Source organism: Halofilum ochraceum (assembly GCF_001614315.2).
Classification (GTDB): Bacteria; Pseudomonadota; Gammaproteobacteria; order XJ16; family Halofilaceae; genus Halofilum; species Halofilum ochraceum.
The window spans coordinates 1-26,764 of record NZ_LVEG02000011.1 but is presented as its reverse complement, the minus strand read 5'-3'; the positions used below and the strand labels follow the sequence as shown (position 1 = coordinate 26,764).

At 66.5% G+C, this 26,764-nt stretch carries 27 protein-coding genes and 1 riboswitch; of the genes, 15 read left to right on the top strand and 12 right to left on the bottom strand.

Annotated elements, in window-relative coordinates; genetic code table 11:
- Positions 1-6: 6 nt before the first annotated feature.
- The 3 genes from A0W70_RS11210 to A0W70_RS11200 are packed head-to-tail and all read right to left on the bottom strand — an operon-like array spanning position 7 to position 2,324.
- A complete protein-coding gene (locus tag A0W70_RS11210; protein WP_070989238.1) occupies positions 7-1,014 on the bottom strand; it encodes a COX15/CtaA family protein in 1,008 nt (335 codons plus the stop codon).
- On the bottom strand, positions 1,015-1,611 hold the full coding sequence (locus tag A0W70_RS11205) for an SCO family protein (RefSeq protein WP_070989237.1): 597 nt from the start codon (positions 1,609-1,611) through the stop codon (positions 1,015-1,017).
- Entirely contained in the window at positions 1,608-2,324 is a 717-nt protein-coding gene (locus A0W70_RS11200) for an SURF1 family protein (RefSeq protein WP_175443108.1), read from the bottom strand. Before A0W70_RS11200 ends, A0W70_RS11205 begins: the two co-directional genes overlap by 4 nt.
- A gap of 89 nt (positions 2,325-2,413) precedes the next feature.
- Here A0W70_RS11200 and A0W70_RS11195 point away from each other — a divergent pair, with 89 nt between their 5' ends.
- Entirely contained in the window at positions 2,414-2,626 is a 213-nt protein-coding gene (locus A0W70_RS11195; protein ID WP_070989235.1) for a twin transmembrane helix small protein, read from the top strand.
- A 154-nt stretch (positions 2,627-2,780) separates the two neighbouring features.
- On the opposite strand, the gene A0W70_RS11190 is transcribed toward A0W70_RS11195, so the two are convergent.
- The 6 genes from A0W70_RS11190 to A0W70_RS11170 form a co-directional block, all read right to left on the bottom strand.
- The gene (locus A0W70_RS11190) at positions 2,781-3,656 is read right to left on the bottom strand and encodes a cytochrome c oxidase subunit 3 (RefSeq protein ID WP_070989234.1); all 876 of its coding nucleotides are present in this window, start codon (positions 3,654-3,656) and stop codon (positions 2,781-2,783) included.
- Positions 3,657-3,701: 45 nt separating this feature from the next.
- A complete protein-coding gene (locus A0W70_RS17255) occupies positions 3,702-3,830 on the bottom strand; it encodes a hypothetical protein (RefSeq protein WP_281182043.1) in 129 nt (42 codons plus the stop codon).
- Between the two features lie 55 nt (positions 3,831-3,885).
- Complete coding sequence (gene ctaD / locus A0W70_RS11185; RefSeq protein ID WP_070989233.1) at positions 3,886-5,466, bottom strand: cytochrome c oxidase subunit I; 1,581 nt, start codon at positions 5,464-5,466, stop codon at positions 3,886-3,888.
- A 40-nt stretch (positions 5,467-5,506) separates the two neighbouring features.
- Positions 5,507-6,340 carry a cytochrome c oxidase subunit II gene (coxB, locus tag A0W70_RS11180; RefSeq protein WP_083330982.1) on the bottom strand — a complete coding sequence of 278 codons (834 nt, stop codon included), beginning with the start codon at positions 6,338-6,340 and terminating at the stop codon, positions 5,507-5,509.
- Positions 6,341-6,532: 192 nt separating this feature from the next.
- Entirely contained in the window at positions 6,533-7,438 is a 906-nt protein-coding gene (bioC, locus tag A0W70_RS11175; RefSeq protein WP_070989231.1) for a malonyl-ACP O-methyltransferase BioC, read from the bottom strand.
- A complete protein-coding gene (locus A0W70_RS11170) occupies positions 7,435-8,184 on the bottom strand; it encodes an alpha/beta fold hydrolase (RefSeq protein ID WP_070989230.1) in 750 nt (249 codons plus the stop codon). Before A0W70_RS11170 ends, bioC begins: the two co-directional genes overlap by 4 nt.
- 86 nt (positions 8,185-8,270) lie before the next feature.
- Here A0W70_RS11170 and plsY point away from each other — a divergent pair, with 86 nt between their 5' ends.
- A complete protein-coding gene (gene plsY, locus A0W70_RS11165; RefSeq protein WP_245675871.1) occupies positions 8,271-8,852 on the top strand; it encodes a glycerol-3-phosphate 1-O-acyltransferase PlsY in 582 nt (193 codons plus the stop codon).
- A 5-nt stretch (positions 8,853-8,857) separates the two neighbouring features.
- On the opposite strand, the gene tsaD is transcribed toward plsY, so the two are convergent.
- On the bottom strand, positions 8,858-9,877 hold the full coding sequence (gene tsaD, locus A0W70_RS11160; protein ID WP_070989374.1) for a tRNA (adenosine(37)-N6)-threonylcarbamoyltransferase complex transferase subunit TsaD: 1,020 nt from the start codon (positions 9,875-9,877) through the stop codon (positions 8,858-8,860).
- A 176-nt stretch (positions 9,878-10,053) separates the two neighbouring features.
- Between tsaD and rpsU the strand changes: the two genes are divergently transcribed.
- Genes rpsU through hemE form a run of 3 tightly spaced genes read left to right on the top strand, consistent with a single transcriptional unit; the run spans position 10,054 to position 11,853 of the window.
- Complete coding sequence (rpsU, locus tag A0W70_RS11155; protein WP_070989229.1) at positions 10,054-10,269, top strand: 30S ribosomal protein S21; 216 nt, start codon at positions 10,054-10,056, stop codon at positions 10,267-10,269.
- Positions 10,270-10,280: 11 nt separating this feature from the next.
- Positions 10,281-10,733 carry a GatB/YqeY domain-containing protein gene (locus A0W70_RS11150; protein ID WP_070989228.1) on the top strand — a complete coding sequence of 151 codons (453 nt, stop codon included), beginning with the start codon at positions 10,281-10,283 and terminating at the stop codon, positions 10,731-10,733.
- 40 nt (positions 10,734-10,773) lie between these two features.
- Positions 10,774-11,853, top strand: coding sequence for a uroporphyrinogen decarboxylase (gene hemE / locus A0W70_RS11145; RefSeq protein WP_070989227.1), 1,080 nt, complete (start codon positions 10,774-10,776; stop codon positions 11,851-11,853).
- Between the two features lie 288 nt (positions 11,854-12,141).
- On the opposite strand, the gene A0W70_RS11140 is transcribed toward hemE, so the two are convergent.
- Together A0W70_RS11140 and A0W70_RS11135 are read right to left on the bottom strand one after the other, a co-directional pair.
- Positions 12,142-12,831 (bottom strand): hypothetical protein, encoded by a 690-nt coding sequence (locus A0W70_RS11140; protein ID WP_070989226.1) that lies wholly within the window; start codon positions 12,829-12,831, stop codon positions 12,142-12,144.
- A 25-nt stretch (positions 12,832-12,856) separates the two neighbouring features.
- The gene (locus A0W70_RS11135) at positions 12,857-15,463 is read right to left on the bottom strand and encodes a penicillin-binding protein 1A (RefSeq protein WP_070989225.1); all 2,607 of its coding nucleotides are present in this window, start codon (positions 15,461-15,463) and stop codon (positions 12,857-12,859) included.
- Positions 15,464-15,729: 266 nt separating this feature from the next.
- On the opposite strand from A0W70_RS11135, the gene A0W70_RS11130 reads away from it, so the two are divergent.
- The 10 genes from A0W70_RS11130 (at position 15,730) to metK (ending at position 26,502) form a co-directional block, all read left to right on the top strand.
- Positions 15,730-16,791 carry a pilus assembly protein PilM gene (locus A0W70_RS11130; protein ID WP_070989224.1) on the top strand — a complete coding sequence of 354 codons (1,062 nt, stop codon included), beginning with the start codon at positions 15,730-15,732 and terminating at the stop codon, positions 16,789-16,791.
- Position 16,792: 1 nt separating this feature from the next.
- Complete coding sequence (locus tag A0W70_RS11125) at positions 16,793-17,365, top strand: PilN domain-containing protein (protein ID WP_070989223.1); 573 nt, start codon at positions 16,793-16,795, stop codon at positions 17,363-17,365.
- Entirely contained in the window at positions 17,365-18,003 is a 639-nt protein-coding gene (locus A0W70_RS11120; RefSeq protein WP_070989222.1) for a type IV pilus inner membrane component PilO, read from the top strand. Before A0W70_RS11125 ends, A0W70_RS11120 begins: the two co-directional genes overlap by 1 nt.
- Complete coding sequence (locus A0W70_RS11115) at positions 18,000-18,548, top strand: pilus assembly protein PilP (protein ID WP_245675870.1); 549 nt, start codon at positions 18,000-18,002, stop codon at positions 18,546-18,548. Before A0W70_RS11120 ends, A0W70_RS11115 begins: the two co-directional genes overlap by 4 nt.
- Positions 18,549-18,564: 16 nt before the next feature.
- Positions 18,565-20,733, top strand: a complete 2,169-nt coding sequence (locus A0W70_RS11110; RefSeq protein WP_245675869.1) for a type IV pilus secretin PilQ — start codon at positions 18,565-18,567, stop codon at positions 20,731-20,733.
- Positions 20,734-20,740: 7 nt separating this feature from the next.
- Positions 20,741-21,277, top strand: coding sequence for a shikimate kinase AroK (aroK, locus tag A0W70_RS11105; protein WP_425402602.1), 537 nt, complete (start codon positions 20,741-20,743; stop codon positions 21,275-21,277).
- A gap of 107 nt (positions 21,278-21,384) precedes the next feature.
- On the top strand, positions 21,385-22,485 hold the full coding sequence (gene aroB / locus A0W70_RS11100; protein WP_083330980.1) for a 3-dehydroquinate synthase: 1,101 nt from the start codon (positions 21,385-21,387) through the stop codon (positions 22,483-22,485).
- A complete protein-coding gene (locus A0W70_RS11095; RefSeq protein WP_070989219.1) occupies positions 22,482-23,348 on the top strand; it encodes an AAA family ATPase in 867 nt (288 codons plus the stop codon). The genes aroB and A0W70_RS11095 overlap by 4 nt, the downstream gene beginning before the upstream one ends.
- Before the next feature lie 101 nt (positions 23,349-23,449).
- Positions 23,450-25,207, top strand: a complete 1,758-nt coding sequence (gene dnaG / locus A0W70_RS11090) for a DNA primase (protein ID WP_070989218.1) — start codon at positions 23,450-23,452, stop codon at positions 25,205-25,207.
- A 116-nt stretch (positions 25,208-25,323) separates the two neighbouring features.
- Positions 25,324-26,502, top strand: a complete 1,179-nt coding sequence (metK, locus tag A0W70_RS11085) for a methionine adenosyltransferase (protein ID WP_070989217.1) — start codon at positions 25,324-25,326, stop codon at positions 26,500-26,502.
- Positions 26,503-26,586: 84 nt separating this feature from the next.
- Positions 26,587-26,673: riboswitch (S-adenosyl-L-homocysteine riboswitch) on the top strand.
- The last annotated feature ends 91 nt before the right edge of the window (positions 26,674-26,764 follow it).

The following is a 26,764-nucleotide window of genomic DNA, read 5'->3' as shown; positions in this document are numbered from 1 at the left end:
GTGGAATCACCGCGCATCGGGAGACGCTCTCGTGAATGCATGCAGGAGCGCGACCAGCGCCAGCAGCAGAAGGGCAGCGCCGCCATTATGGGCGGTCGCCACGGACAGTGGAAGCAGCCACGCGACGTTCGCGAGGCCGAGCCCGATCTGCAGGGTCAGGAGCAACGCGAGAACACCGCCCGCCCGACGCAGGGCCGTTGGGCGGGCCGGATGCATGCACGCGAGCGCCAGCGCGCCGATCACCAGCGCCGCGACGATAGCCCCCAGCCGATGCGTGAGGTGGATGGCGGTGCGGGCCGGTCCATCCAGGATTCCGCCCTCATAATCGATGCCGAGCCCGTGCCAGGGAACGAATGCGCTGTCGAAATCAGTCTCGGGCCACCACTCGCCCTGGCAGGTCGGCAGGTCCGGACATGCCAGCGCGGCGTAATTGGTGCTCGTCCAGCCCCCGAGCATGATCTGGACGCCGAGCACCAGCAACGCGAAAACGGCAAACCGCCGCAGCCAGCGTGGATGGGGCATCGCGGGCAATCGCGGTGCATGCGCGAGCGTCAGCCAGGCCAGCAGCGCCAGCACGGTCAGCCCCCCGAGCAGGTGGGCCAGCACGATCAGCGGCTTGAGCAGGAGCGTCACCGTCCACATGCCGAGCAGGGCCTGAAAAATCACCAGCCCGACGAGCGCGAGCGGGAGACCGACCGGGACCCCCTGACGCCGGCGCCGAAGCGCCACCGCCGCGATCACGGCGATCAGCAGGCCGAGCGCACCCGCGACATAGCGGTGCACCATCTCTTTCCAGGCCTTGGCCGTATCGACCGGCCTTTCCGGCCACACCTGGTTGGCGGCATCGACCTCCGCCTCGACGCGCGGTACGTCCAGGTGGCCATAACATCCCGGCCAGTCCGGACACCCGAGCCCGGCATCCGACAGACGCACCCAGGCGCCGAGGACGACCACGCAGAGGGTCAGCAGCGTCGCCGCGCAACCAAGGCGGAACATGAGGGTGTCACGCGCCATTCAGCCGATCCGTGAGAGCTTCAGGAGTTTTTCCAGATCCTTGAGCATATCCCCGGGGGGTATGCCGGGCTCAAAGCGCATCATCAGGTTGCCGAGCGGATCGACGACGAAGACGGTGTCGGCGCTGCGCTCGGCCGGGAACTGGCGGCCGAACTCACCGCGGCCGTCGCCCCGCATGACCAGCAGCCGTGGGTGTTCCTCGAGGACATCGGCCAAACCGGGCGTCGCGCGACCCGCTCCGGCCACGACCAGGCGCCGCACACGCGAACGGTCTTCGCCGAGGGCATCGCGGACCTGACGGGTCTCGTACAGACGCTCGCGGCAGGCCGCATCACAGCGGTCCGGCACGAAGTGCACGAGGTACCACTGCCCACGGAGCCCTTCGAGCGTCAGTGTCTCGCCCGCCCCCGACTCCAGCCGGAATGGCTCGAGCGGCTGGGCGGGATCGATCAGCGTTCCGTTCGGCGTGGCCGGTGGCGTATATGCCGGCGCGAACGCATACCACGCCATCGCGAACAGCAATGGCGCAAGGAACAGCGCAAAGAGGCCGATCAGGGTCCTGCGGCCCTTGCGGCGGGATTCCGTTGTCGCATTCATTGCTTGTCCTTTCGTCGTCGGCGCCATTCCAGGATGCAGGCCACCGCCAGAACCGTGAGGGCGAGGGCAAACCACTGGAACGCGTAACCATAATGGCGCATCGGCCCGAACGGCGGCTGCAGATCGCGCGGACGGAACAACCAGTCCGCGTCGCCATCCGCCCGGATCACCGCCGGGACGAGGTCCCGGCCCAGCGCTGCCTCGAGGGCCCCGAAATCGATACGCGTCACAAGCCGCGGCCACCCCTCACCGGGGGTCACGGCATCGCCCAATGCGATCCCGGACTCCGGCAGCCAGAGTCGGCCTTCCACCGTGACCGGGCCATCGACCGCAATCCCGACGCGCTCCACCGGCTCCCGACCGGGGCCGGCCGCCACCCAGCCCCGGTCCACGAGCACGCGGCGGCCGTCTTCGAGCACCAGCGGCGTCAGTACGTCGAAACCGGGCCGCCCCTCGAGGATGCGGTTATCCAGAAGGAACTGCCGCTCGCCCTCGTACCGCCCCTGGATCTGCACTTCGCGCCGGGCCGCTTCACGCAGCGCGCCCGGTGTCCCGGGCAGGCGCTCCAGCGCGGGCTGACCGTCATCCTCCAGTGAGGCGATCACCGCACGTTTCTCCGCCGCCCGCTGCAACTGCCAGACGCCGAGCCCCGAAAACAGGGCGATGGCCAGCCCGGCGGCGATCCACGGCAACCAGGCCGGTCGACCGCTCAACACCGGGGGCTCGATCCGCGCGCGCCATGGGCGCCGCGGCCACGGTACAATAGGCGGTTCATGCGCAATCCACGGCGGGAGCCCCGATCATGGCCACGAAAATCCTGCTGGTGATCCTGCTGCTGCTCATCGTCGGCAGCCTGGCCTCCGGCCTTGTATTCCTGATGCGCGATTCCTCGGATTCGGATCGAACCGCGCGCGCCCTGACATGGCGGATCGGCCTCTCGGTCACGGCGTTCCTGCTGCTGCTTCTCGCCGGCTGGATGGGGCTGATCGAGCCCAATGCCGTACACCGCGGTTGAGGGACGTCTGATTCTCGGAAGGCCCGACCCCCATCGCGCCCCAACGCGCTGGGCCGCTGAGAACGGGCTACCCTGGTCCGCCTCCGATCAACGCACACGAAAAAGGCGCTGACCCGCGGCCAGCGCCTTTAGGTGACCGCGCGCTCCGTCCGGCTCAGAGCCAGTACACGAAGAAGAACAGTCCCAGCCAGACCACGTCGACGAAGTGCCAGTACCATGCGACCGCTTCGAAGCCGAAATGGTGGCGCGGCGTGAAATGTCCCTTCATGCAGCGCAGGGTGATCACGATAAGCATGATCGCGCCGAGCGTGACGTGGAATCCGTGGAAACCGGTCAGCATGTAGAAGGTCGACCCGTAGACGCCGCTGTTGAGCGTCAGGTTTAGATCGTTCCATGCATGCCCGTACTCGTACGCCTGGAAGCCAACGAAGATCGCGCCGAGCACCCAGGTCGCGGTCATCCACAGGATGAGCGACGCGCGTTTCTCCTGTTTCAGCGCCCAATGGGCAAACGTGATCGTAACCCCCGAGGTCAGCAGGATCGCGGTATTGAGCGCGGGGATGCCCCACGCACCCACGGTCTCGAATGCGCCCCCCACCGCTGCCGGCCCATTGGTCGGCCAGGCGGCGGTGAAGGCGTCGTGGAGGACGGTATGGGTGGCTGCGCCGGTGCCCTCGCCGCCGAGCCACGGAATCGAATACACACGGGCGTAGAACAGGGCGCCGAAGAAGGCGGCGAAGAACATGACCTCGGAGAAGATGAACCAGCCCATCCCCATGCGGAACGAGCGATCCTCCCAGTCGTGGTACACGCCCTTCTCGGATTCGCCGATCACCGTCCCGAACCAGCCGTACATCATGTACAGCGTCGCGATGAGGCCAAGGATGGATATGGTCCCACCGAACGGCATGTCGCTGAGATACATCGCAAAGCCGCCCACCAGCGCGAACAGCCCGATCGATCCGATGATCGGCCAGTGGGTCTCGTGCGGTACGTAGTAGTGACCGGGGCCGGAAGCCGCTTCTGTCATTGTCGTTGTCCCCTCATGGCACCGATCAATGGATCGGCGTCTCCGTCAGTTGCTGGCAGCGGTAACCAGGATGAACGCGACATAGAAACCGAGTGCGAGCAACGCCAGCAGCGCGGCAGTGCGAATGATGCCGCGGCGGCGTGCCTGGTCGTCGGTCGGTCCTGTACGTGTCATCCGTCGTGGTCTCCCGCCGGCGCGCGGGCCAATCGGCCCGCGCGGCGACCGCGCGTCATTTTACCTCGGGCTGGGTCTCGAACGAGTGATACGGCGCCGGCGACGGCAGCGTCCACTCGAGCCCCTGGGCGCCCTCCCACACCTGCGAGGTCGCCTTCTCGCCGCCCCGGACACACTTGATTACGAGGTACAGGAACAGCAGCTGTGAGAAGCCGAAACCGAACGCGCCGATGGTCGAGATCTGGTTGAACTCGATGAACTGCAGCGAGTAGTCCGGGATCCGGCGCGGCATGCCCGCGAGGCCGACGAAATGCTGCGGGAAGAACAGCACGTTGACGAAGATCGTCGACAGCCAGAAATGCCACTTGCCGAGTTTCTCGTCATACATGTGGCCGGTCCACTTCGGCATCCAGTAGTAGGCGGCTGCGATGATCGCGAAGACGGCGCCCGGGACCAGTACGTAGTGGAAATGCGCCACCACGAAGTAGGTGTCGTGGTACTGGATATCGGCCGGGGTGATCGCGAGCATCAGCCCGGAGAATCCACCGATCGTGAACAGAATCACGAAGGCGATCGCGAACAGCATCGGCGTCTCGAAGGTGAGCGAGCCGCGCCACATGGTCGCGATCCAGTTGAAGACCTTCACGCCGGTGGGGACCGCGATCAGCATGGTCGAGAACATGAAGAACAGCTGGCCGGCCAGCGGCATGCCCACGGTGAACATGTGGTGCGCCCAGACGATGAACGAAAGGAACGCGATCGAGGCGGTCGCGTAGACCATCGAGCTATAGCCGAACAGCGGCTTGCGCGAGAACGTCGGGATGATCTGCGAGATGATCCCGAACGCCGGCAGGATCATGATGTAGACCTCGGGGTGCCCGAAGAACCAGAAGATGTGCTGGTACATCACCGGGTCGCCGCCGCCGGTCGCGCTGAAGAAGGTCGTGCCGAAGAATTTATCCGTCAGCAGCATCGTCACGGCCCCGGCCAGCACCGGCATCACGGCGATCAGCAGGTAGGCGGTGATCAGCCAGGTCCAGACGAACAGCGGCATCTTCATGAGCGTCATGCCGGGCGCGCGCAGGTTGAAGATGGTGGCGATAATGTTGATCGCGCCCATCACCGAAGAGATGCCCAGCATGTGAATCGCGAAGATCGCGAACGGGAACGCCGCACCGGTCTGCAGCGAGAGCGGCGGGTACAGCGTCCAGCCGGCGGCGGGCGCACCACCCGGCAGGAACAGCGTGAGCAGCAGCAGCGTGAATCCGAACGGCAGGATCCAGAAGGACCAATTGTTCATCCGCGGCAGCGCCATGTCCGGGGCGCCCACCATCATCGGCACCAGCCAGTTCGCCAGGCCGACGAACGCCGGCATGACGGCGCCGAAGATCATCACCAGCGCGTGCATCGACGTCATCTGGTTGAAGAAATGCGGGTCGACGATCTGCAGACCGGGCTGGAACAGCTCGGTGCGGATCACCAGGGCCATCAGCCCGCCCACGAAGAACATGGCCAGGGAGAAGAACAGGTACAGGGTACCGATGTCCTTGTGGTTGGTCGTGAACAGCCAGCGCTTCCAGCCGTAGGCCGGACCGTGGTCGTCGTGGTGGTCGGTGTCGTGGATGACTGCGCTCATGATCGACTCCTGGTGGACCGGCTCGGCCGGCCCGGGATGTTTACTGCCCGCTCACGCTGGCGACGCTGTCGGCGCCTTGACCGGCGGCCGCCTGCTGCCCGGATTTCTTCTCTTCAAGCCACTGCTGGAACTCATCCTGCGGCAGCGCCTCGACCACTACCGGCATAAAGCCGTGACCGCGGCCGCAGAGCTCGGCGCATTTGCCGCGGTAGACGCCGGGTTCATCGATGCGGGCCCAATTCGTGTTGACGTACCCCGGAATCGCGTCCTTTTTCACTGACAGCTCCGGGACCCACCACGAGTGGATCACGTCGTCCGAGGTGTGCTGGAAGCGGATCTTTTTGCCGACCGGCACGACCAGACGGTTGTCCACCGCCAGCAGATAGTCCTCGTCCTTCTCATCGATATTCGCGATCGCGGTCCGCGGCGTCGACAGTTTGCTGTAGAACTCGACGTCCTCGCCGACGTATTCGTAATGCCACATCCACTGATAGCCGGTCACGGTGATCGTCAGATCGGAGCCGGAACTGTCCTCCATATCGACCAGCGTCTTCGCGGCCGGGACGGACATGCCGACGAGGATCAGGAACGGCACGATGGTCCAGGCGATCTCGGCCGTCGTGCTCTCATGGAACTGCGAGGCGACCGCGCCGCGCGACTTGCGGTGGCGCAGGATCGACCAGAAGATCAGACCGAAAACGAACACGCCGATGATCACGCAGATCCAGAAGATCAGCATGTGCAGGTCGTACACATCGCGGCTGATGGGCGTGACGCCCCGGGGCATGTTCACCGCCCAGTCGGCGTGCGCCGTTCCGGTCGCGCCGAACAGGATGCCGATGCAAGCGGCTGCCCTCGTGGTGAATGGCCGCATATCCAGGTTCTCCAGCGTATTCGTCAGATCCGGCACTGCACCGGCCGGCGCGGCGGGATTCCGGCCCCGGCCTTATCGCTCGCGACCCGGAATCCGGTCCCCGGACAGCGTCCGGACAGTCGTCTTGCGGTCGCGATGCGCGGCGGGCCACGCTCGTCCAGCGGGGAATGCTAGCGCATGCCCCTGTCCCGCTCAATCTCCCCGGTTCGTACGGGCACGCCCGATCGATTCGAGCGGGATGTGAAATTCCTGTGCGGTACCCGAGCCGGGACGCGGAATCTGCGCGCCCCACGCATGACCATACACCAGTTCCCACGAGGCCATCGGCCGCCCGTCGCCGGTACGGTCGGGATAGGCGCTCTCGAGGCGGCGCAGCACGCCCGGGCCGGTCAGGCCGCGCGGGCGGCCATGCGCGGCGTTCTGCGCGCCGATCGCCTTGATCGAGCGCATGAGCGTCGGCAGATCTTCGTAGGCCCTTCGCTGGCGATCGACGTCCATGACCGGATCGACCAGACCGGCCCCGAGCATCGCATCGCCGATATCGTGCATATCGGGAAACTGGCTGACATGCACGCGGTCGTCGATTTCCGCCCAGGCGGCGCGCAGCTCGAACAGGGTATCCGGGCCGAAGCTCGCGAACATGAACGCGCCGTCCGGGCGCAGCACACGGCGAACCTCGCCGAACAGCGCGACCGGATCACGGGCCCATTGAAACGCCAGGCTCGAAAACACGACGTCGACGCTCGCGTCCGCCAGCGGCAGGCTCTCCATGTCTGCACAGATCGCCAGCGGACGCCGGCGCAGGCGCGCACTCCCACGGGGCCGGGAGCGCGCACGGGCCGCCATCGCATGCGAGAAATCGACGCCGATCACCTCGGCACCGCGATACAGCTTCTGCAGGCCCTGCAGCGCATGGCCGGTGCCGCAGCCGAGATCGACCACGCGCTCCGGCTCGATCTTCACGGCGGCGAGGCGATCGAGCAATTCGTCAGCGGTCTCGCGCTGCAGATCCGCCGCGTCGTCGTACGTAGCAGCAGCGCGCTCGAAGGCGCGCCGCACCGCCCTCGGGTCGAGCGATTCGGCGTGCGGCTCGGTCAAGACGTTACTCCAGTATCCAGTACAGCGTCGGTCACGACGCTCGGGTGCGAGATGAACGGCGCGTGTCCCGCACCGGGGATGACCCGTGCGGGCACGTCCAGCGCCTCGAGACATGTGGCCACGGCGGGCGGCACCAGCGCGTCGCAGCCCCCGAGGACGGCGTCCACCGGACATGATAACGCGTCGAGATCGGATCGCAGATCGGATTGCAGCAGCCGGTCGAGGCCGGACAGCAGGACCTCCATGGAAGGCAGGCCATCGGTGGCGACAGCGCGGCGCAGCGTTCGCAACACGGACCTCGCCCCCTCGCTTCCGCGGACCTGGAGCGTCAGGAACCGGTCGTGCGTCGCCATGGGCTCGCGCTCGAGTTCGCACCGGAATCGCTCCAGTTCGAGTGGATCGATTCCGGGCCAGCCGGGGGCGGCCGACATGCGCGGGGTCGCCGCGATCAGGGTCACACGACCGACGGCCGCGGGCCTCACCCGGGCGGCGGCGAGGGCGATCAGGCCGCCCAGCGACCAGCCGACCCAGTGCGCGGGACCATCCACGCCATCTGCGACAGACGCGGCGGTCGCGGCAAGGGGCTCACCGGGATGGCTGCTGCCGGATGGCTCAAGGCGCCTGGACCAGGCCGGACAGCGAACCTCGCGACGCGGCTCCAGCCACGGACGCCAATCGGCGAAGACCTCCGGGCCCATACCCCAGCCATGGAGAAGCACCAGCGGCGTATGCCCGTCCGCACTCATCACGAGGCGATGAGCACGGCGACGGGACGGCGCCGACGGTCGACGCTAGAATGGCGCACCACTTCCCGCACCCCGGAGCGCCCGCCTTGCCCGCCGACGCCCTGTCGCTCGCCGTCCTGCTGATCTGTGGCTACCTGCTCGGGTCGCTCTCCTCCGCGATCATCTGCTGCCGGCTGATGGGGCGTACCGATCCACGTACCGGCGGCTCGGGCAACCCCGGAGCAACCAACGTGCTGCGCCTCGCGGGGCGGGATGCCGCCGTGCTCACGCTCGCCGGGGATGTCGCCAAGGGTGCGCTCGCGGTCGCCTTTGCCCGGACCCTGGACGCCGAACCGCTGGTGCAGGCACTGGCCGGGGCGACCGCATTCCTCGGCCATCTGTATCCGGTGTTCTTCGGCTTCCGTGGCGGCAAAGGCGTGGCCACGGCGCTGGGCGCGCTGCTTGTCGCCACTCCGGTTGCCGGGCTGCTGACCGTGGCGACCTGGGGCATTGCCTGGGCGCTCATCCGGATATCGGCGGCCGCCGCCCTCACGGCCTTTGCCCTGGCTCCCGTCTATGTCGGCGTCACCACGCACCAGCCGCCGCTCGTCCTCGTGGCCGCCGCCGTCTCGGTTCTGCTGTTCTGGCGCCACCGCGCCAACATCCGCGACCTGCTCGGGAAACGCTGAAGCCATCAGGCCACCACCCCGGGCGGTTCGAGCTCCGTGAGCGGCCAGCGGGCCCGGGCACCCACACGCTGTGGCGTGCGTTCACCGGCCAGCAGCCGCATCGCACCCGCATAGGCGATCATCGCCCCATTGTCCGTGCAGAAATCGAGGCGCGGGAAAAACCGTTCCACGTCCGCCAGACGCTCGGCCAGCGTCTCCCGCAATCGGCTGTTGGCACCGACGCCCCCCGCGATCACCAGGCGCCGAAGGCCCGTGGCATCGGCCGCGCGCCGACACTTGATCACGAGCGTATCGACGACGGCCTGCTCGAACGCGAGCGCGATATCCGCACGCGCCTCGGCACCCGCGTCGCTGCGCTCGAGGGCGAGCCTGGCCGCGGTCTTGAGGCCACTGAACGAGAAGTCGAGACCCGGCCGGTCGGTCATTGGCCGCGGGAACCGGAACGCGCCTTCGCGGCCATTGCGCGCCGCCTCCGCGACCGCCGGCCCACCGGGATAGCCGAGGCCCAGCAGCTGCGCGGTCTTGTCGAAGGCCTCGCCGGCGGCGTCGTCGACCGTATCACCCAACAGACGGTATGCGCCTGGCCCATCGACTGCGACCAGTTGGGTGTGTCCGCCCGAGACCAGCAGGGCGAGAAACGGCCAGTCCGGCGTCTCGGGCTCGAGCATGGGCGCCAGCAGGTGACCCTCCATGTGATGGACGCCGATCGCGGGCAGGCCCCGCGCCCAGGCATACCCCTGCGCGAAGGCGGCCCCGGTCAGCAGGGCGCCCACCAGACCGGGCCCCGCCGTGTAGGCGACACCGTCGATGGCCGCCTCCTCCAGACCGGCCTCTGCCAGCACCCGGCGCGTCAGCGGCAGCAGACGCTGGATATGGTCGCGCGACGCGAGCTCCGGGACGACGCCGCCGAAATCGGCGTGCACGGAGGCCTGACTGTGGAGCACATGCGCCAGCAGGCCGTGCGCGCTGTCGTACACCGCCAGCCCGGTCTCGTCGCATGAAGTCTCGATACCGAGTACGCGCACCGGATCAGCCCCGCCGCCCAAGCGGCGATGAAGGCCCCGGGACAGCGCGCGCGCATCGATCGCCATTCACCTGCATTGTTTCCGCGCTCCAGCGTGGTATCATTGACAGCTTACGCCCGGACGGGTCTGCCGTCCGATCCATGGGCACCATTTGGTTGAAGGGGTGATCCGGATCCATGCCATCGGTACGTGTACGCGACAACGAACCCTTTGAGGTCGCACTGCGGCGCTTCAAGCGTTCCTGCGAGAAGGCGGGTATTCTGACAGAGACGCGCCGCCGCGAGTATTACGAAAAGCCGACCGCGGAGCGCAAGCGCAAGCGTGCGGCCGCCATCAAACGGCACCAGAAGAAGCTGGCGAAGGAAGCCCAGCGCCGCGTTCGCCTTTACTGAGGGCGGCTGGCGTGTCCGCCACTTCGCTCAAGGAACGGCTGACCGGCGACATCAAGGCGGCGATGAAGGGCGGCGACAAGGCCCGCCTTGGCACGCTGCGCATGATGCACGCGGCCATTCGCCAGCGTGAGATCGACGACCAGACCGAACTCGGCGACGATCAGGTCCTCGAGGTGCTGGACCGGATGGCCAAGCGCCATCGCGAATCGATCGCGCAATACTCGCAAGCCGACCGCACCGACCTCGTCGAGCAGGAAGAGTCCGAGCTGGCGGTGATCGCCGAGTATCTGCCGGAGCCGCTCAGTGACGCTGACCTCGATCACATGATCGACGAGGCGGTGGCGGAAACCGGTGCCGCCTCGATCAAGGACATGGGACGCGTCATGGCGGAGCTCAAACCCCGCGTACAGGGGCGAGCCGACATGAGCGCCGTGAGCGCCCGAGTAAAAGCCCGCCTCGGCTGACCCCGGCCGGGGCGTACCCGCCACCCATCGCGACCACACCATGACCGAGCTGCGGAACGACCGCCTGCTGCGCGCACTCGCGCGCGAACCCGTCGACCGGCCGCCGGTCTGGATCATGCGCCAGGCGGGACGCTACCTGCCGGAATACCGCGCCGTGCGCGAGCGTGCCGGGGACTTCCTGACCCTGTGCCAGAACCCCGACATGGCCTGCGAGGTCACCCTCCAGCCGATCGACCGGTTCGGGCTCGACGCCGCGATCATTTTCTCCGATATCCTCACCATCCCGCACGCGATGGGACTGGGGCTGCATTTCGTTTCCGGCGAAGGGCCGCGCTTCAGCGATCCCGTGCGCAGCGAACGCGATGTCGAACGCCTCGCGGCCCCCGACCCGGAGATCGAGCTCGGCTACGTGATGGCCGCGCTGCGGCAGACCCGCGAGGCGCTGGACGGCCGGGTGCCGTTGATCGGCTTCGCGGGGAGCCCGTGGACGCTGGCGACCTACATGATCGAGGGTGGCAGTTCCAAGGACTTCGCCACCATCAAGGCGATGCTCTACGACCGCCCCGACCTCCTGCACCGTGTGCTCGACGTACTCGCGGACGCCACGACCGCGTATCTGAATGCCCAGATTGCCGCCGGCGCGCAGGCCGTGCAGATCTTCGACACCTGGGGCGGCGCCCTCTCGCCCGAGGCATACCGCAGCTTCTCCCTAGCGTACATGCAGCGAATCGTGTCCGGCCTGACCCGAGCATCCGATGGGCGCCCGGTACCGGTAATCCTGTTCACGAAAAACGGCGGCCAGTGGCTCGAGGACATGGCGGCCACCGGCGCCGACGCCCTCGGCCTCGACTGGACGACCGATATCGGCGATGCGCGCCGGCGCGTGGGCGACCGGGTCGCCCTGCAGGGGAATCTCGACCCCTGCGTGCTGTACGCCTCCCCCGACACCATTGCCCGCGAAACCCACCACGTCCTCACCCGCGCGGGCGACGCCCCCGGCCACGTCTTCAACCTGGGCCACGGCGTCCATCCCGCCATCGACCCCGAGCACGTCGCTGCGATGGTGGAGACGGTCAAGGGCTGGAGTACGGCTGATAGAACCACGAATGAACACGAATGATTCGCCGGGAGCGAATCATCGCGCCAGCCCCGAAGGGGCGAGGCGCATGGATGCGCCGAGCAATAAACACGAATGGCTTGCTGGGGTTGGGTTAGACCTTCGGCAGGTGGTTAACGCCTATACGATCCGCCCCAGGGCGGCTATTGCCCCCAATGGTGGCCGGCGAAACTCAGTCAGGTAGTAATTATTCCCACCTTTGCAGCACTCCGCTCGTAACCCTGCATGCGCGCCGTCGGATGCCAACCCGACGCCAGCGAAGCTCCAGAAGCATCCCATTTCCGGACCGAACTATTCGTGTCCATTCGTGTTCATTCGTGGTTCCTCACGATTTTCCGGGTCTTCCGCAGCGAGCAGCTCGGCCACCCGCGCGCGGTTGGCGCGGGCCATGGGTTTGCCGTCGACGGGGGAACGCGGGGCCTCGCGGGGGCCTTCGATCGGGAAGACGATCAGGCGCACGGGCTGGCCGCCCGGCATGATGCGGTACATCGGCAGTTCCACCTCGCCACGACCGAAGCGACCCACCCAGGCGTCGAGTTCCCAGGGGATACCGCGATCGAGCAGGAAGGTGGCGACCCGTTCCGGGGGCTCCGTGAACAGGTGCAGCGTGACCTCGGCATCCTGTGGCGCCGTTCCGCGCAGCACGGAGCCGGCGAGATGCGGGGTGAAGTCCGTCAGCAGATCCATGGCGTCAAGTGCCGTGCGGCGCATCCGCGCAAGCCAGACTGGCTGCTCGTCCGCCTGGAACAGCGCCTGCCAGGCCCGGATCTCTGACTCTACCTCGTCGTTGCGGGGCAGCGCCTGCCGGCCCTGGATGCCAAGCTGGTCAGCTGCCCGCGCCTTGGCCTCGGAAAAACCATGGACGCCCTCTTCCGCCATCAGGCGGGCAGCCACACGGGCGACCTCCGCGCGCTGCTGCGCCAGGGCCCCACGTGGCGCGCCCTGGGTGCGTCCCTGACCACGCCGCCGCGCTCGCGTCATACCGCACCTCCAGCCCTCAAAGGCTTCAGAACAGCGGGTCCTCGCCGTTGCCGCCGTCGCCAGAGCCGGTACCGTTGCTGGTGGTCCCCTCGGGCGGCGGCTCGGGGGCATTGTCGCTGCGGAAGATCTCGAAAACGGCACCCTGCGAGCCCGCGCCTGCATACTCGCCCGTTTCGGGATCAATACGCACGGTGACCATGTCCGACGGCAACTCGGGCCATGTTTCCGGCGTTCCCTTCAGCGCCGTGCGCATGAAATCGATCCACATCGGCAGCGCGGCACGGGCACCGGTTTCGCGTGCCCCGAGCGACTTCATCTCGTCATAGCCGACCCAGCCGGTCGCGACCAGTGAACTGTTGAACCCGGAGAACCAGGCGTCGAGCTGATCGTCGGTCGTGCCGGTCTTGCCGGCGATATCGTCGCGGCCGAGCACGCGCGTGCCGCGAGCGGTACCACGACGTGCGACGTCGCGCAGGAAACTGCGCACCATGTAGGCGTTCTGCACGGGGATCACACGCTCGGCGAAACGAGGCCCGGGCTCCACGTTGCGGTCGGGCACGCCCACCGCGTCGAGTTCCGTGGGCCGATCCTGCTCATCGAGCGACTTGCCTTCTGGCTCGCCGGCCGCCTCGGTTTCGCGCTCGGCGCGCTCCTCGGCTTCCTCACGCGCTTCACAGGGCTCGAGACAGGCGCGCGCCGGATTCGCCCGGTAGACGACCTCGCCGTCGCTCGTCGCCATGCGCGTCACGAGATAGGGCTCGATGCGGAACCCCATATTCGCGAATACCGCGTAACCGGTCGCCACCTGCAGCGGCGACAGCGCTGCGCTGCCGAGGGCCAGAGTCAGATCCCGCGGCAACTGCTCTTCCGGGAAGCCGAAGCGCTGGACGTAATCGATGGCGTACGGGATTCCGATCGACAGGAGAACCCGGATCGAGACCAGATTGCGCGAATAGACCAGTCCTTCGCGCAGACGGGTCGGCCCGAACACGCGGCCGCTGTAGTTTTCCGGACGCCAGGTATCTTCAAGCGCCGGATCATCGAACACCACGGGCGCGTCGTTGACGAGCGTGGCCGGCGTGAACCCGTCATTGAGTGCCGCCGAGTAGATGAACGGCTTGAAGGCGGAACCCGGCTGCCGGCGACTCTGAGTAACGCGATTAAACTTGCTCCCCTCGAACGAGAAGCCTCCAACCAGCGCGCGGATCCCCCCGTCCTGCGGATCCAGCGCCACCAGCGCGCCCTGGACATCCGGTTTCTCGGCGAGGCGCAAGGTACCGTCACGCTCCATTACGCGCACGATATCCCCGACCGCGAGCACATCCGCCGGCTTCTCCGGGGATGAACCCGTGCCGCCGTTCTCACGGCGCGGCGCGGCCCACTTGAGACCGTCCCACGGGATCCGCCCGAGCCCGCCTTCCCGGCGGTAGACGGTCGCATCCTCCCCGGACACCGCCAACACCACGGCCGGTTCAAGCGGTCCCGCAGCACCCCTGTCCGCCAGTTCCCGGTCGAGTTCGACCGGGCCCATACGACCGTCATCGATCGGCAGGCCCTCGGCAACATCGCCGAGGGCACCGCGTGCGGCGGCGCCCAGGCGCGCCTGCAGTTCCTCCGGCCCCGGCAGCCGGTCATTCTCCAGGGTGCCGATGGGTCCGGTGTAGCCCCGCCGCCGCTCATAATCGAGCAGCGCGGTATGGAGCGCATCCTGCGCCGCTCGCTGACGCGACGCGTCGACGCTGGTGTAGACGCGATAACCGCCGGTGTAGACGTCCTCGCCGAAGCGCTGCACGGCCTCGAGGCGCGCCATCTCGCCCACATAGGGTGCGTCCACCGCCAGCGGGGCGCTGTGGGTCGTCGCCGTCACGGAGGTCCGCAGCGCGCGCTCGTATTCGGCCTCATCGAGCATGTCGTTCGCCCGCATGCGGCCAAGCACATAGTCGCGGCGCTGCCGCGCCCGCTCGGGGTTGGCGATCGGGTTGAAGGTCGACGGCGCCTTGGGCAGACCGGCGATCATCGCCATCTCCGCGACCGTGAGTTCGTCCACGTCCTTGCCGTAATAGACCTGAGCGGCGGCGGCGACCCCATAGGCCCGCTTGCCGAGGTAGATCTTGTTCAGGTACAGCTCAAGGACCTCGTCCTTGGAGATCTCGCGCTCGATCTTGAGGGCGAGGAAGATTTCGTTGATCTTGCGCAGGTATGTCCGCTCACGCGAGAGGAAGAAGTTGCGCGCGACCTGCATGGTGATGGTGCTGCCGCCCTGCGTCTTCTCGCCCGTCAGGACCAGATTCCACGCCGCACGGACGATGCCCATCCAGTCGACGCCCGGGTGCTCGTAGAACCGGTCGTCCTCGGCGGCGATGAACGCGTTGCGCACGGGCTCGGGGATCGCCTCGATCTCCAGCGGGATACGGCGCTGCGTGCCGTATACGGCGAGGAGCTCGGCGTCGCGCGTATAAACGCGCAACGGTTCCTGCAACTGGACATCGCGCAACTGATCGATGTCGGGCAGTCGCGGCGACAGATAGAGGTACAGGCCGCCCAGCAGCAGCGCACCGGCCGTGAAGCCGGCAAATGCCATTGCGGTGAGCCATTTGGCGAGGCGCAAGAAGAATCGGGAACGCGCGGTCATGTAATCTCGGACGTGCTAGAGTCGTCGGCGGCGACGGGGCGGGCCGAGTATAAAGGAACGACACGGTGCATCGCACGGGCCGACCGACGGACCGGGCGGATTCGGGGTGCGGGCGGACGGGGCCGTAAGGCGGGGTGACAAAACCGTGACCGGGTCGCTGGACATTGAATCCCGGATAATGTAGTAATTTGAAAAAGTTGCGATCAAGAATTAAACCGACTTACTATCATTGCCAAATCAATGGACGAGAATAACCGGACAACCCATTGTTCCTTTTCAAATCCAGACAATCACCGATTCTCGGCATCGACATCAGCTCGACCTCGGTCAAGCTGCTTGAACTGAGCCGGACCGGCAGCGGCTTCCGCGTCGATAGTCACGCGGTCGAGCCGCTTCCCTCCGAGGCCGTTGCCGAGAAGGTCATCCAGGACGTCGAGGCGGTCGGCGAGGCGGTCCGCAATGCCGTGAAGAAGGCCGGCACGCGGGTCAAGGACGCGGCGGTCGCCGTTCCGGGCTCGGCGGTCATCACCAAGGTGATCACCATGCCCGCCACGCTCGGCGAGGAGGACATGGAGGCCCAGATCCAGATCGAGGCGGAACAGTATATTCCCTACCCGCTGGAGGAGATCAATCTCGACTTCGAAGTGCTCGGCCCCAGCGAGGACAATACGGAAACGGTCGACGTACTGCTCGCGGCCTCGAAGAGCGAGAACGTCGAGATGCGCTCCTCCGCGGTCGCGCTGGCGGGCCTGACGGCGAAGGCCGTGGACGTCGAGCCGTACACGATCGAGCACGCGTGTCAGGCGCTGCCGGAAATGCTGCCGGATGGCGGCATCGACCGCACGGTCGCGGTGATTGATGTCGGTGCGACGGTCACCAGCCTCAACGTGATCAATGACCGCGAACTCGTGTACACCCGCGAGCAGCCGTTCGGCGGGAAGCAGCTCACCGAAGAGATCATGCGGCGTTACGGGCTCTCTTATGAAGATGCGGGCCGCGTAAAGAAACAGGGCGGCTTGCCCGACAACTACGAGCCGGAAGTCCTGGAGCCGTTCAAGAACACGATGGCCCAGCAGGTCAGTCGGTTTCTGCAGTTTTTCTTCTCATCGAGCGATTTCGAGAATGTCGACCAGATCCTGCTCTGCGGCGGCTGCGCGGCGATCGACGGCATCGACGAATTCATCGAGGCGCATATCGGCACGCCCACCGTGGTCGCGAACCCGTTCCAGCAGGTGGCGCTCGGCTCCCGCATCAATCGCCAGCGACTGATGACCGATGCACCATCACTGATGATCGCCTTCGGCCTGGCCGTGCGGGGGTTCGACTGACATGGCCCGCATCAACCTCCTCCCCTGGCGCGAAGAACGCCGCCGCCAGCTCACCCAGGAGTTCGCCCGCCAGGCGGTTCTGGCCGCCCTCTTCGCGGTCGCGGTCGGCGGTTACGCCTGGTATCACGTCAACGGCATGATCGACTACCAGCGCGAGCGCAACGACTATCTCGAGGAGCAGATCGCGGTCCTGCAGGAAGAGATCGAGCAGATCGAGGAACTCGAATCTACCCGGCGTCAGCTGGTCGCGCGCATGAACGTAATCCAGCGCCTGCAGCAGCGGCGGCCGCAGATCGTTCATCTGTTCTTCGAGATCGCCGACACGCTGCCCGACGGCGTATACCTGACGCAGGTCACGCAGAAAGGCGACAAACTCAGCGTCAATGGCCGCGCCGAATCGAACGCGCGCGTATCGTCCTACATGCGTCGACTGGACGCCTCGCCCTGGCTGACCGATCCGGAACTCCAGATCATCCAGTCCGAAGACGATGACCAGATCAGCCGCTTCACGCTGAATCTCGCGCAGACTGTCCCGGACGCGGAGGATGACAATGGCGACGGGGGTAGTTCCTGATGGACGTCGGTGAGGCGATCCAGAAGCTCAACAACCTGGATGTCCAGGACCTGCGCAAGATCGGCACCGCCCCCAAGCCCGTGCAGATCGCGGTGATCCTGGCCCTGGTAATCGCGATACTGGGCGCGATCGGCTGGTTCGTCGTGCGGCCGCAGTTCGAGACGCTCGAAAAAGCGGAGCGCACGGAGCAGGAACTGCGGGAGACCTTCGAGGAAAAGCAGAGCCGCGCGGCGAATCTCGAGGCCTATAAGAAGCAGCTGGCGCAGATGGAGGAGTCATTCGGCGCCATGCTGCGCCAACTCCCCGACGAGACCGACATGGAAAGCCTGCTGGTCGATCTGTCGCAGACTTCCGTCGCTGCGGGGCTGGAGGTCAAGTACTTCGAACCGGGAAACGAGCGGCAGCAGGAGTTCTACGCGGAGTATCCGATCAAACTGCGCGTCGCCGGCACATACCATGAATTCGGCAACTTCGTGTCGGGCCTCGCCTCGCTGCCACGGATCGTTACGCTGCACGATATCGCGATCAAGCCTTCGGGTAATGCCAACGGTACCGGCGAGAACGTCGACCTCTCGATGGAACTCCAGGCCAAGACCTACCGGTATCTGGAAGAAGGTGGCGGGGGGAACGGAAATTGAATCCGGCACTGCGCTCGACACGGACCCGATGGCTGCCATTGCTGACGCTGCTCGTGCTCGCCGGCTGTTCCGACGACATGTCGGATCTGCGCGAGTATGTCGAAGAAACCAAGCAGCGCCCCGGCGGCCAGATCGAAGAAATCCCCGAGTTCGAGCCCTACGAGAGCTTCACCTACGATCCGACCGAGCTGCGCGATCCGTTCCGGCCGTCGGAAGGGTTCGGGATGACTGCGGAGGAACAGGCCGCGACGGAATCGGACTCCGGTCTCGCGCCGGACACGTCGCGCCCCAAGGAACCACTGGAACAGTTCCCGCTAGACAGTCTCGAAATGGTGGGCACCCTCGGCCAGGGCGATCAGGAGTGGGGCCTCGTCAAATCCCCGGAAGGCGTGATTCATCGCGTCCAGGAGGGCAATTACCTGGGGCAGAATTATGGCCGTATCACGGAACTCTCGGCCGAAAGAATCGAAGTGCTCGAGATCGTACCCGACGGTCAGGGCGACTGGATGGAACGCGAGGCCGCGCTGAGCCTCGGCGAAGAATAGAATCCCGGAGAAGGCCATGATCGAGTTTCGTCGCCGCGCACGCTCTACCCGGCCACGCATGCTGTGGCTTCTGCCACTGGCACTGCTGGCGCTGGCCCCGATCGGCGCCCCGGCCGAAGAGGGAGAGTCCGGAACCGGCAACAGCCTGCGCGCCATCGATTATTCCGTACTCCCCGGCAACCGGCTGGAAATGCGACTCGAACTCGATCAACCGGTCGCGAACCCACGCACGTTCAGCATCCAGGAGCCCGCCCGGATCGCCCTTGATCTGCCGGACACCCGTAACCGGACCGGCAAACGCTCCATCGCGGTCGACACGGGTGTCACCGATTCCATCAATATCGCCGAGTCCAAGGGTCGGACGCGCGTGGTGCTCAACCTCTCCGAGATGCCCCGCTACCAGACGCGCACGGAGGGCAGCAATATCGTGATCACCATTGGTGGCCGCGATCAGGGCGGAACAGCGACCGCCGGCGACGGCGGCGGCACCACGACCACGGCCTCCGCGGACACTGGCGGGACATCAGGCGAGCCGTTCGGTGATACGGGCGCCAGCGGCTCGGCGACCGGCAAAGGCATCGAAGACGTCAATTTCCGCCGCGGCGAAGAAGGTCAGGGCCGGATCGTGGTGGATCTGAGCAACCCCGAGGTGCCGGTGAATATCAACCGTGAGGGCGGCGAGATCGTCGTCGAACTCCCCGGAACCCGGATTCCCGAAAAGCTCCGCAGGCGTCTCGACGTGCTGGACTTCGCCACACCCGTGCAGTACGTCGACATCATGCAGCGCGGCGAAAACGGACGGATCCGCATTATCCCCCGCACCGAAGACTACGAGCAGCTCGCCTATCAATCGGACAAGAGCCTCACGGTCGAACTGAAACCGCTTACCGAGGAAGAGATCGCTGAGCGTGAAGAGGAGAAGCCGGAGTATACGGGTGAACGGCTCTCCCTGAATTTCCAGGACATCGAGGTCCGCTCGGTCCTGCAGCTGCTCGCCGATTTCACCGGCCTGAACGTCGTGGTGAGTGACAGCGTCGGCGGGACCCTGACGCTGCGCCTGAAGAATGTGCCGTGGGACCAGGCCCTGGATATTATCCTGCAGACGGAGGGGCTCGCGCAGCGGCGTAACGGCAATGTGATCTTCATCGCGCCGCAGCAGGAGATTGCCCAGCGCGAACAACAGGAGCTTCAGGCGGAGCAGCAGAAGCAGGAGCTTGCGCCACTGCGGACCGAATATATCCAGGTCAACTACGCGAAGGCCGCGGACCTCGCGTCCATCATGCAGTCCGAAGGCACGAGCCTGCTCTCGGACCGCGCCAGCGTGACCGTGGATCAACGCACCAACACGCTGCTCGTGCGCGACACCTCGCGCAATCTCGAGCAGGCCCGGCAGCTCGTGTCGCGCCTCGACGTACCGGTTCGCCAGGTCCTGATCGAGTCCCGCATCGTGGTGGCGAACGACGATTTCAACCGCGAACTGGGCGTGCGCTTTGGTGTCAGCGGGAGCTCGACCAATGAGCGGGCCGCTGTCTCCGGCACGGTGCCGCCCGCGAGCGGCAACGCGATCAGCAATAATCCGACCCCCGTCACGGGTGACTACAACGTCAATCTCCCGGTGACCAATCCCGCGGGCTCGATCGGGCTGGCATTGGCCGAGCTGCCTTTCGGCAGTCTATTGGAACTGGAACTGTCGGCGATGCAGGCCGAAGGGCGCGGCGAGATCATATCTACGCCGAGGGTGATTACAGCGAACCAGTCGGAAGCGGTCATCGAACAGGGTGTCGAAATCCCCTATCAGGAAGCGAGTTCGAGTGGCGCTACCAGCGTGTCCTTCAAAAAGGCCGTGCTGTCACTGACGGTAACCCCGCAGATTACGCCGGATGATCGGGTAATCATGGACCTGGCGATCACGCGCGACTCGGTCGGCCAGATCTTCGCCAACGTGCCGTCGGTCGATACCCGGGAGCTGCAGACGCAGGTGCTGGTCGACAATGGCGAGACGGTCGTCCTGGGCGGGATTTATGAGCAGGACAAGAACAACAGCGTCAATCGGGTTCCGTTCTTCAGCGATCTCCCGGTGGTCGGCCGACTGTTCAAGTCGACCATACGCGAGAACGACAAGAGCGAACTGCTGGTGTTCGTTACGCCTAAGATCGTAAAGGGTCAGGCCGACCTCGATTACTGATTACGGCGTGACGGATTCCGCTTCCTCTCCCGGGCGCGTATTCCTCGTCGGCCCGATGGGGGCCGGCAAGAGCACGATCGGCCGCCTGCTGGCACGGCGCATGGGCCTCGATTTCCTGGACTCCGACCGGGAGATCGAGGTGCGCTCAGGCGTTGATATCCCGACGATTTTCGATTTCGAGGGCGAGGCCGGATTCCGCCAACGGGAACGGGCCATGATCGATGAGCTGACCCAGCGCGACGGCATCGTGCTCGCGACCGGCGGCGGCGCGGTGCTCGACCCCGAGAACCGGGAACACCTTTCGACGCGCGGGTTCACGGTCTACCTGGCCACGACGGTCGATGAACAGCTGCGACGCACCCGCAACGACCAGCGCCGCCCCCTGCTGCAGGCCGGCGATCGGCGCGCTACACTGGAACGCCTTCAACGGGAGCGGGATCCGCTGTACCGGGCGGCCGCCGCGCTCGTGATCGATACCGACGGTCGCCGCAGTGCAGTGACAGCCGATCGACTGCTGCAGCGGATCCAAACGCACGAAGACTGAACCGACCCGGGCTCACCACTGCGATCCCGGTGATGGCGTCATTGCCGGCCGGACGCAGCCCAGCGGGCGATGCGGCGGATTCGGTCACTCTCTGAGCGGACATGCGCATGAACCTTACCACCGTCGACGTCGAGCTCGGATCGAGGCGTTATCCGATCCGGATCGGCCGCGATATCCTGACGGAAGATTCACTCGCCGACCGGATCGAAGGCGAGAGCGTGATCGTCGTCACCAACGAGACGGTTGCGCCGCTGTGGCTGGCCCGTCTGCGCAAGGCTCTGGGCCGGGAAACACGGATCCATGAGTGTGTACTGCCCGATGGTGAGCGTTTCAAGAATCTCGAGGTACTCCAGCGCGTGCTCGACACCGCAGTGGACAACCGGTGTGACCGCCAGTCCACGGTCGTCGCCCTCGGCGGCGGCGTAGTCGGCGATATGGCCGGTTTCGCCGCCGCGATTTACCAGCGTGGTATCCCGTTCATACAGGTGCCGACCACCCTGCTCGCCCAGGTGGACTCTTCGGTCGGCGGCAAGACCGGCGTAAACCACCCGCGCGGCAAGAACATGATCGGCGCCTTCCACCAGCCCCGCTGCGTGATCGCCGACACGGCCACCCTGGATACGCTTGACGACCGCCAGCTGCGCGCCGGACTTGCGGAGGTGATCAAGTACGGACTGATCGCGGACCGCCCCTTTTTCGAGTGGCTCGAGCAGGCGATCGCGTCACTGCTGACCCGCGATCCCGCTGCACTCCGGCATGCGATCGAGCAGTCCTGCCGCAACAAGGCGGCGATCGTTGCGGCGGACGAATACGAACAGGATCGACGCGCGCTGCTGAACCTCGGCCATACATTCGGCCACGCGATCGAGACCGCCACGGGCTACGACTCGTGGCTCCACGGCGAAGCGATCGCCGCCGGCATGTGCATGGCCGCCCGGGTATCGGAACGCCTGGGGATGCTGGCGACGGACGCACGCCAGCGGACCGAGTCGATCTTTCGCGCCGCGGGCCTGCCGACGGAGCCACCACCGATCGAAGGTCCGCGTATGCTTGAACTGATGGCTGGCGACAAGAAGGCGCGTCACGGGAAGATCCGCCTGGTTCTTATGGACGCGATCGGCGCCGCCCGCGTTGTCGACGACTATGCCCCGGAGGCGCTCGCGGTCGAGCTCGGCACGCCCACGGACGCGGGGGCACCAGAAGCATGACCGCGGGTACCGGCCGTTCCCTGCGCGACCTCGTGGCGCGCCTGCTCCCGGGAGAGGGTGACACCCTCGACCTCGCGGAGGCCGCAGCCGACGGCGACCGGACACTCGACGCGGGTGCCCGGTTCGCCCTCGGCCTCGATCGCCAGCCGTTCCCCGAACAGACCGCGCCCGACGCGCTGTTCGTCGATCATGCGGTAGAGATGCAGGTCAACGCGCTGGCGGATCAGCTTCGCAGCGGCGAAATGGTGCCCCTGCTCAAGGGGGAGGCCGGATCCGGCAAGACCTCGCTCCTGATCCAGTTGATGACCCAGCATGCCGCCGATTACCACTTCTTCGTCGTTCGCGGTGCGTCTTCCCTGACGGCGGAGCGCACGATCATCGATATGCTCCGGGTACTGGTGCGGCCGGTCCCGGAGGACCTCAGCGAGTGCTTCCGCGAACTCGCCCGACAACTGCGCTCGGTGGTCGCGGACGGGTGTCCGGCCGTGCTCGTTATCGATGATGCCGACGCCCTGGGCGACGAGGAACTGAATCACCTGCTGGCCGCGCACGACAGCCTCAAGACGGCCCTCGGCGGTCGTTTCCGGATCCTGCTCGCCGCCTCCTCCCGTTTCGAGCTGCGTGTCGCCAACCTGCAGTCGCGCCAGCTCGACGCGGGACGGATCGTGGCCACCGCCGTTCGGCCCATGCAACGCCAGCGGATCGGCCCCTATATCGAACAGCGACTGCGCGCTGCCGGGCTGGAGAGTGAACTGCCCCTCGATGACGACGATCTCGATCGGATCGCGGAAGCCGGTGAAGGCCTGCCCCGCGCGATCGAAGCGGCCGCCGCGGGCCTGCTGAACCAGCGGTTCGGCGACTGACCCGAACCCCGTGACCGCGCGGCGCCTGCCTGTGGCCTGTTGGGTACGCGCGGCAGTACACTGCGGCACGGCCTTCTCCTTTCTCCAGAACCGGGGTCACCATGGCGGGTCGCATCCCGCAGTCGTTCATCGATGACCTGCTTGCCCGCGTCGATATCGTCGACGTGGTGGACGCTCGCGTCCCCCTGAAGAAACAGGGCAGCAATCATGTCGCCTGCTGCCCCTTCCACGAGGAGAAGACGCCCTCGTTCACGGTCAGCCCGACGAAGCAGTTCTACTACTGTTTCGGCTGCGGGGCGGGCGGTTCAGCGCTCGGGTTCGTCATGGAGTACGACCGGGTGGAGTTCGTCGAGGCCGTGGAAACCCTCGCCTCCGAACTCGGTATCGAGGTGCCGCGCAGCGGCGGCGGACGCGCCGGCGAGGACGAAGGGCTCGAGCGGCTCTATGCGGCACTCGCCGCCGCCGACCGGTTCTACCAGGGCCAACTCCGCCAGGCCAACGAGGCCATCGAGTACCTGCGCCAGCGCGGTATCTCCGGTGCCACGGCGAAACGCTTCGGCCTCGGCTACGCCCCACCGGGCTGGAGTCACCTGATCGACGAGGCCAACGCGGGCTCGCTGGACGATCTGCTGCGCGCGGGGCTGGTCAACCGCAACGATGCCAACCGCACCTATGACCGCTTTCGCGGCCGGGTCATGTATCCGATCCGGGACCGCCGCGGGCGTACGATCGCCTTCGGTGGCCGGGTCCTCGACGACGGCACGCCCAAGTACCTGAATTCTCCCGAAACGCCGGTATTCCACAAGGGGCGGGAGCTGTACGGCCTTTACGAGGCGCGCCGCGCGCGCCGCGACCCCGAACGGCTGGTCGTCGTCGAGGGCTACATGGATGTCATCGTGCTCGCCGAGCACGGCATCGATTACGCGGTCGCCACCCTCGGTACGTCGACGGGCCAGGCCCATGCCGAGCGCCTGTTCTCCGTCACGCGCGAGATCGTGTTCTGTTTCGACGGCGATGAAGCGGGACGGCAGGCGGCCTGGCGCGCCATGACCCACACGCTGCCCGTGCTGACCGACGGCCGCGAGGCGCGATTCCTGTTCCTGCCCGAAGGGGAAGACCCGGACAGCATGGTCCGGGCCGAGGGCCGCGCGGCCTTCGAGGACCGCCTCGCGCAGGCCAAACCGCTGGCCGATTTCCTGATCGAACGGCTACGCGCCGGGATCGACACCACCAGCGTCGGCGGCCGCGCCCAGTTGGCATCCGAAGCGGCCCCCCTGCTGAAGACCATGCCCGCGGGCGTGTATCACGACCTCCTCATCGACCGCCTGGCGGCACAGGTCGGTCTGTCGCCGGAACGGCTGCGGGCCGACATGACCGGCGACGCCGGATCGAAGCGCGCCCCGGAACGAAGCGAAGGACCCCGGCGACGCGCGGCCAGCGGCATCCGCATGACCCCGATGCGTACCGCGATCGGTCTGCTCATTCAGAACCCGCGACTCGCCGAACGCCTGCCGGATGACCATCCAGCGCTCGCTGCCGATCAACCCGGCAGCCGACTGCTGGCCGATCTGCGCGAACGCATCCGGGCCACGCCCGATGTCACCACCGCCCGCCTCATCGAGGCGTATCGCGACACCTCGGAGCAGAAGCACCTGGAGCGACTGGCGTCCTGGCCCTTCGCCACCGACGCCGAGAGCGACCGCGATCAGGCCCTGGCGCGCGAGTTCGACGATACGCTCGAGCGCCTGGGCGAACAGGTTCGTCGCGCCCGCCGCGGCGCCCTGCTCGAAGCGGCCCGGGAACGCACACTGAGCGCCGACGAGAAGCGGGAACTGCAGACGCTGATGAGCGCGCGTTGAGGCCGCCGGCTGGACACAACCCGCCGGACACTTGACAATGCGCGGCTGATCTTTGCGTTTGACAGCAACTCCCGCACCGGTCCACGCGCCGGCCCGACCAGGAAGAGTTTGAGACCATGAGCAGCGACTACCTGTTTACCTCGGAATCGGTTTCGGAAGGCCATCCGGACAAGATCGCGGACCAGATCTCGGACCGCGTACTCGATGAGATCATCCGCCAGGATCCGCACGGCAAGGTCGCCTGCGAGACCCTGATCAAGACCGGGATGGTACTGGTCGCCGGTGAGGTGACGACCACCGCCTGGGTCGACCTGGAAGAGGTCGTGCGCCAGACCGTGCGCGATGTCGGCTACACGAGTTCCGACATGGGCTTCGACGGCAACACCTGCGCGGTCCTCAACGCCATCGGCAAGCAGTCGCCCGACATCGCCCAGGGCGTCAACCGCGCCAAGCCCGAGGACCAGGGCGCGGGCGACCAGGGCCTGATGTTCGGCTACGCCTCGAACGAGACGGACGTCCTGATGCCGGCGCCGATCACCTACGCCCATCGGCTCGTGCGGCGCCAGTCCGAGGTGCGCAAATCGGGCGAGCTCGACTGGCTGCGCCCGGACGCCAAGAGCCAGATCACGTTCCGCTACCGCGAGGGGCGCCCGGTGGGCATCGACGCGGTGGTCCTCTCGACGCAGCACAGTGAAGACATCTCGCAGAAGGACCTGCACGAGGCGGTGATGGAGCACATCATCAAGCCCACCCTGCCCGCGGAGTGGCTGGCCTCGACGCCGGCGGAGAAGATTCACATCAACCCGACCGGCAGCTTCGTCATCGGCGGTCCGGTGGGCGACTGCGGCCTCACGGGCCGCAAGATCATCGTCGACACGTACGGCGGCATGGCACGCCACGGCGGCGGCGCGATGTCGGGCAAGGACCCGTCCAAGGTGGACCGCTCGGCAACCTACGCCGGGCGCTACGTGGCCAAGAACATCGTGGCGGCGGGTCTCGCCGAGCGCTGCGAGATCCAGGTCTCGTATGCCATCGGCGTGGCCGAGCCGACCTCGGTCAGTGTCGATACCTTTGGCACGGGCGCCATCGACGACCGGCGCATCGAGGCGCTGGTGCGCGAGCACTTCGATCTGCGCCCGTACGGCCTGATCAAGATGCTGGATCTGCGTCACCCGATCTACGCGCAGACGGCGACCTACGGGCATTTCGGCCGCGAGGACGTGGATCTGCCCTGGGAGCACACGGACAAGGCGGCCGTCCTGCGCGAGGCCGCCGACATCCCGGCCACGGCCTGAACCGAACAGGCGACAGGGGACGTCTGAACGTCGCCGTCGCCACAAAGGATCCGGACGGCAATGCCCGTCCGGATCGCAGCAACCGGACCCGAGGAGCGCTGCAACGGCCTTCGCCCCGCGCGAACCGCCAGGCTCGGGTACCGGCCCATGTTCCAACGGCGCTCGTCGAAATACGGAGAAAGACCCACGATGAACGCTGCTGTTCCAGAAGCCATTATCAACGAATCCATTATCGCCGACCCGACGCAGGCCCCCTGGGGCC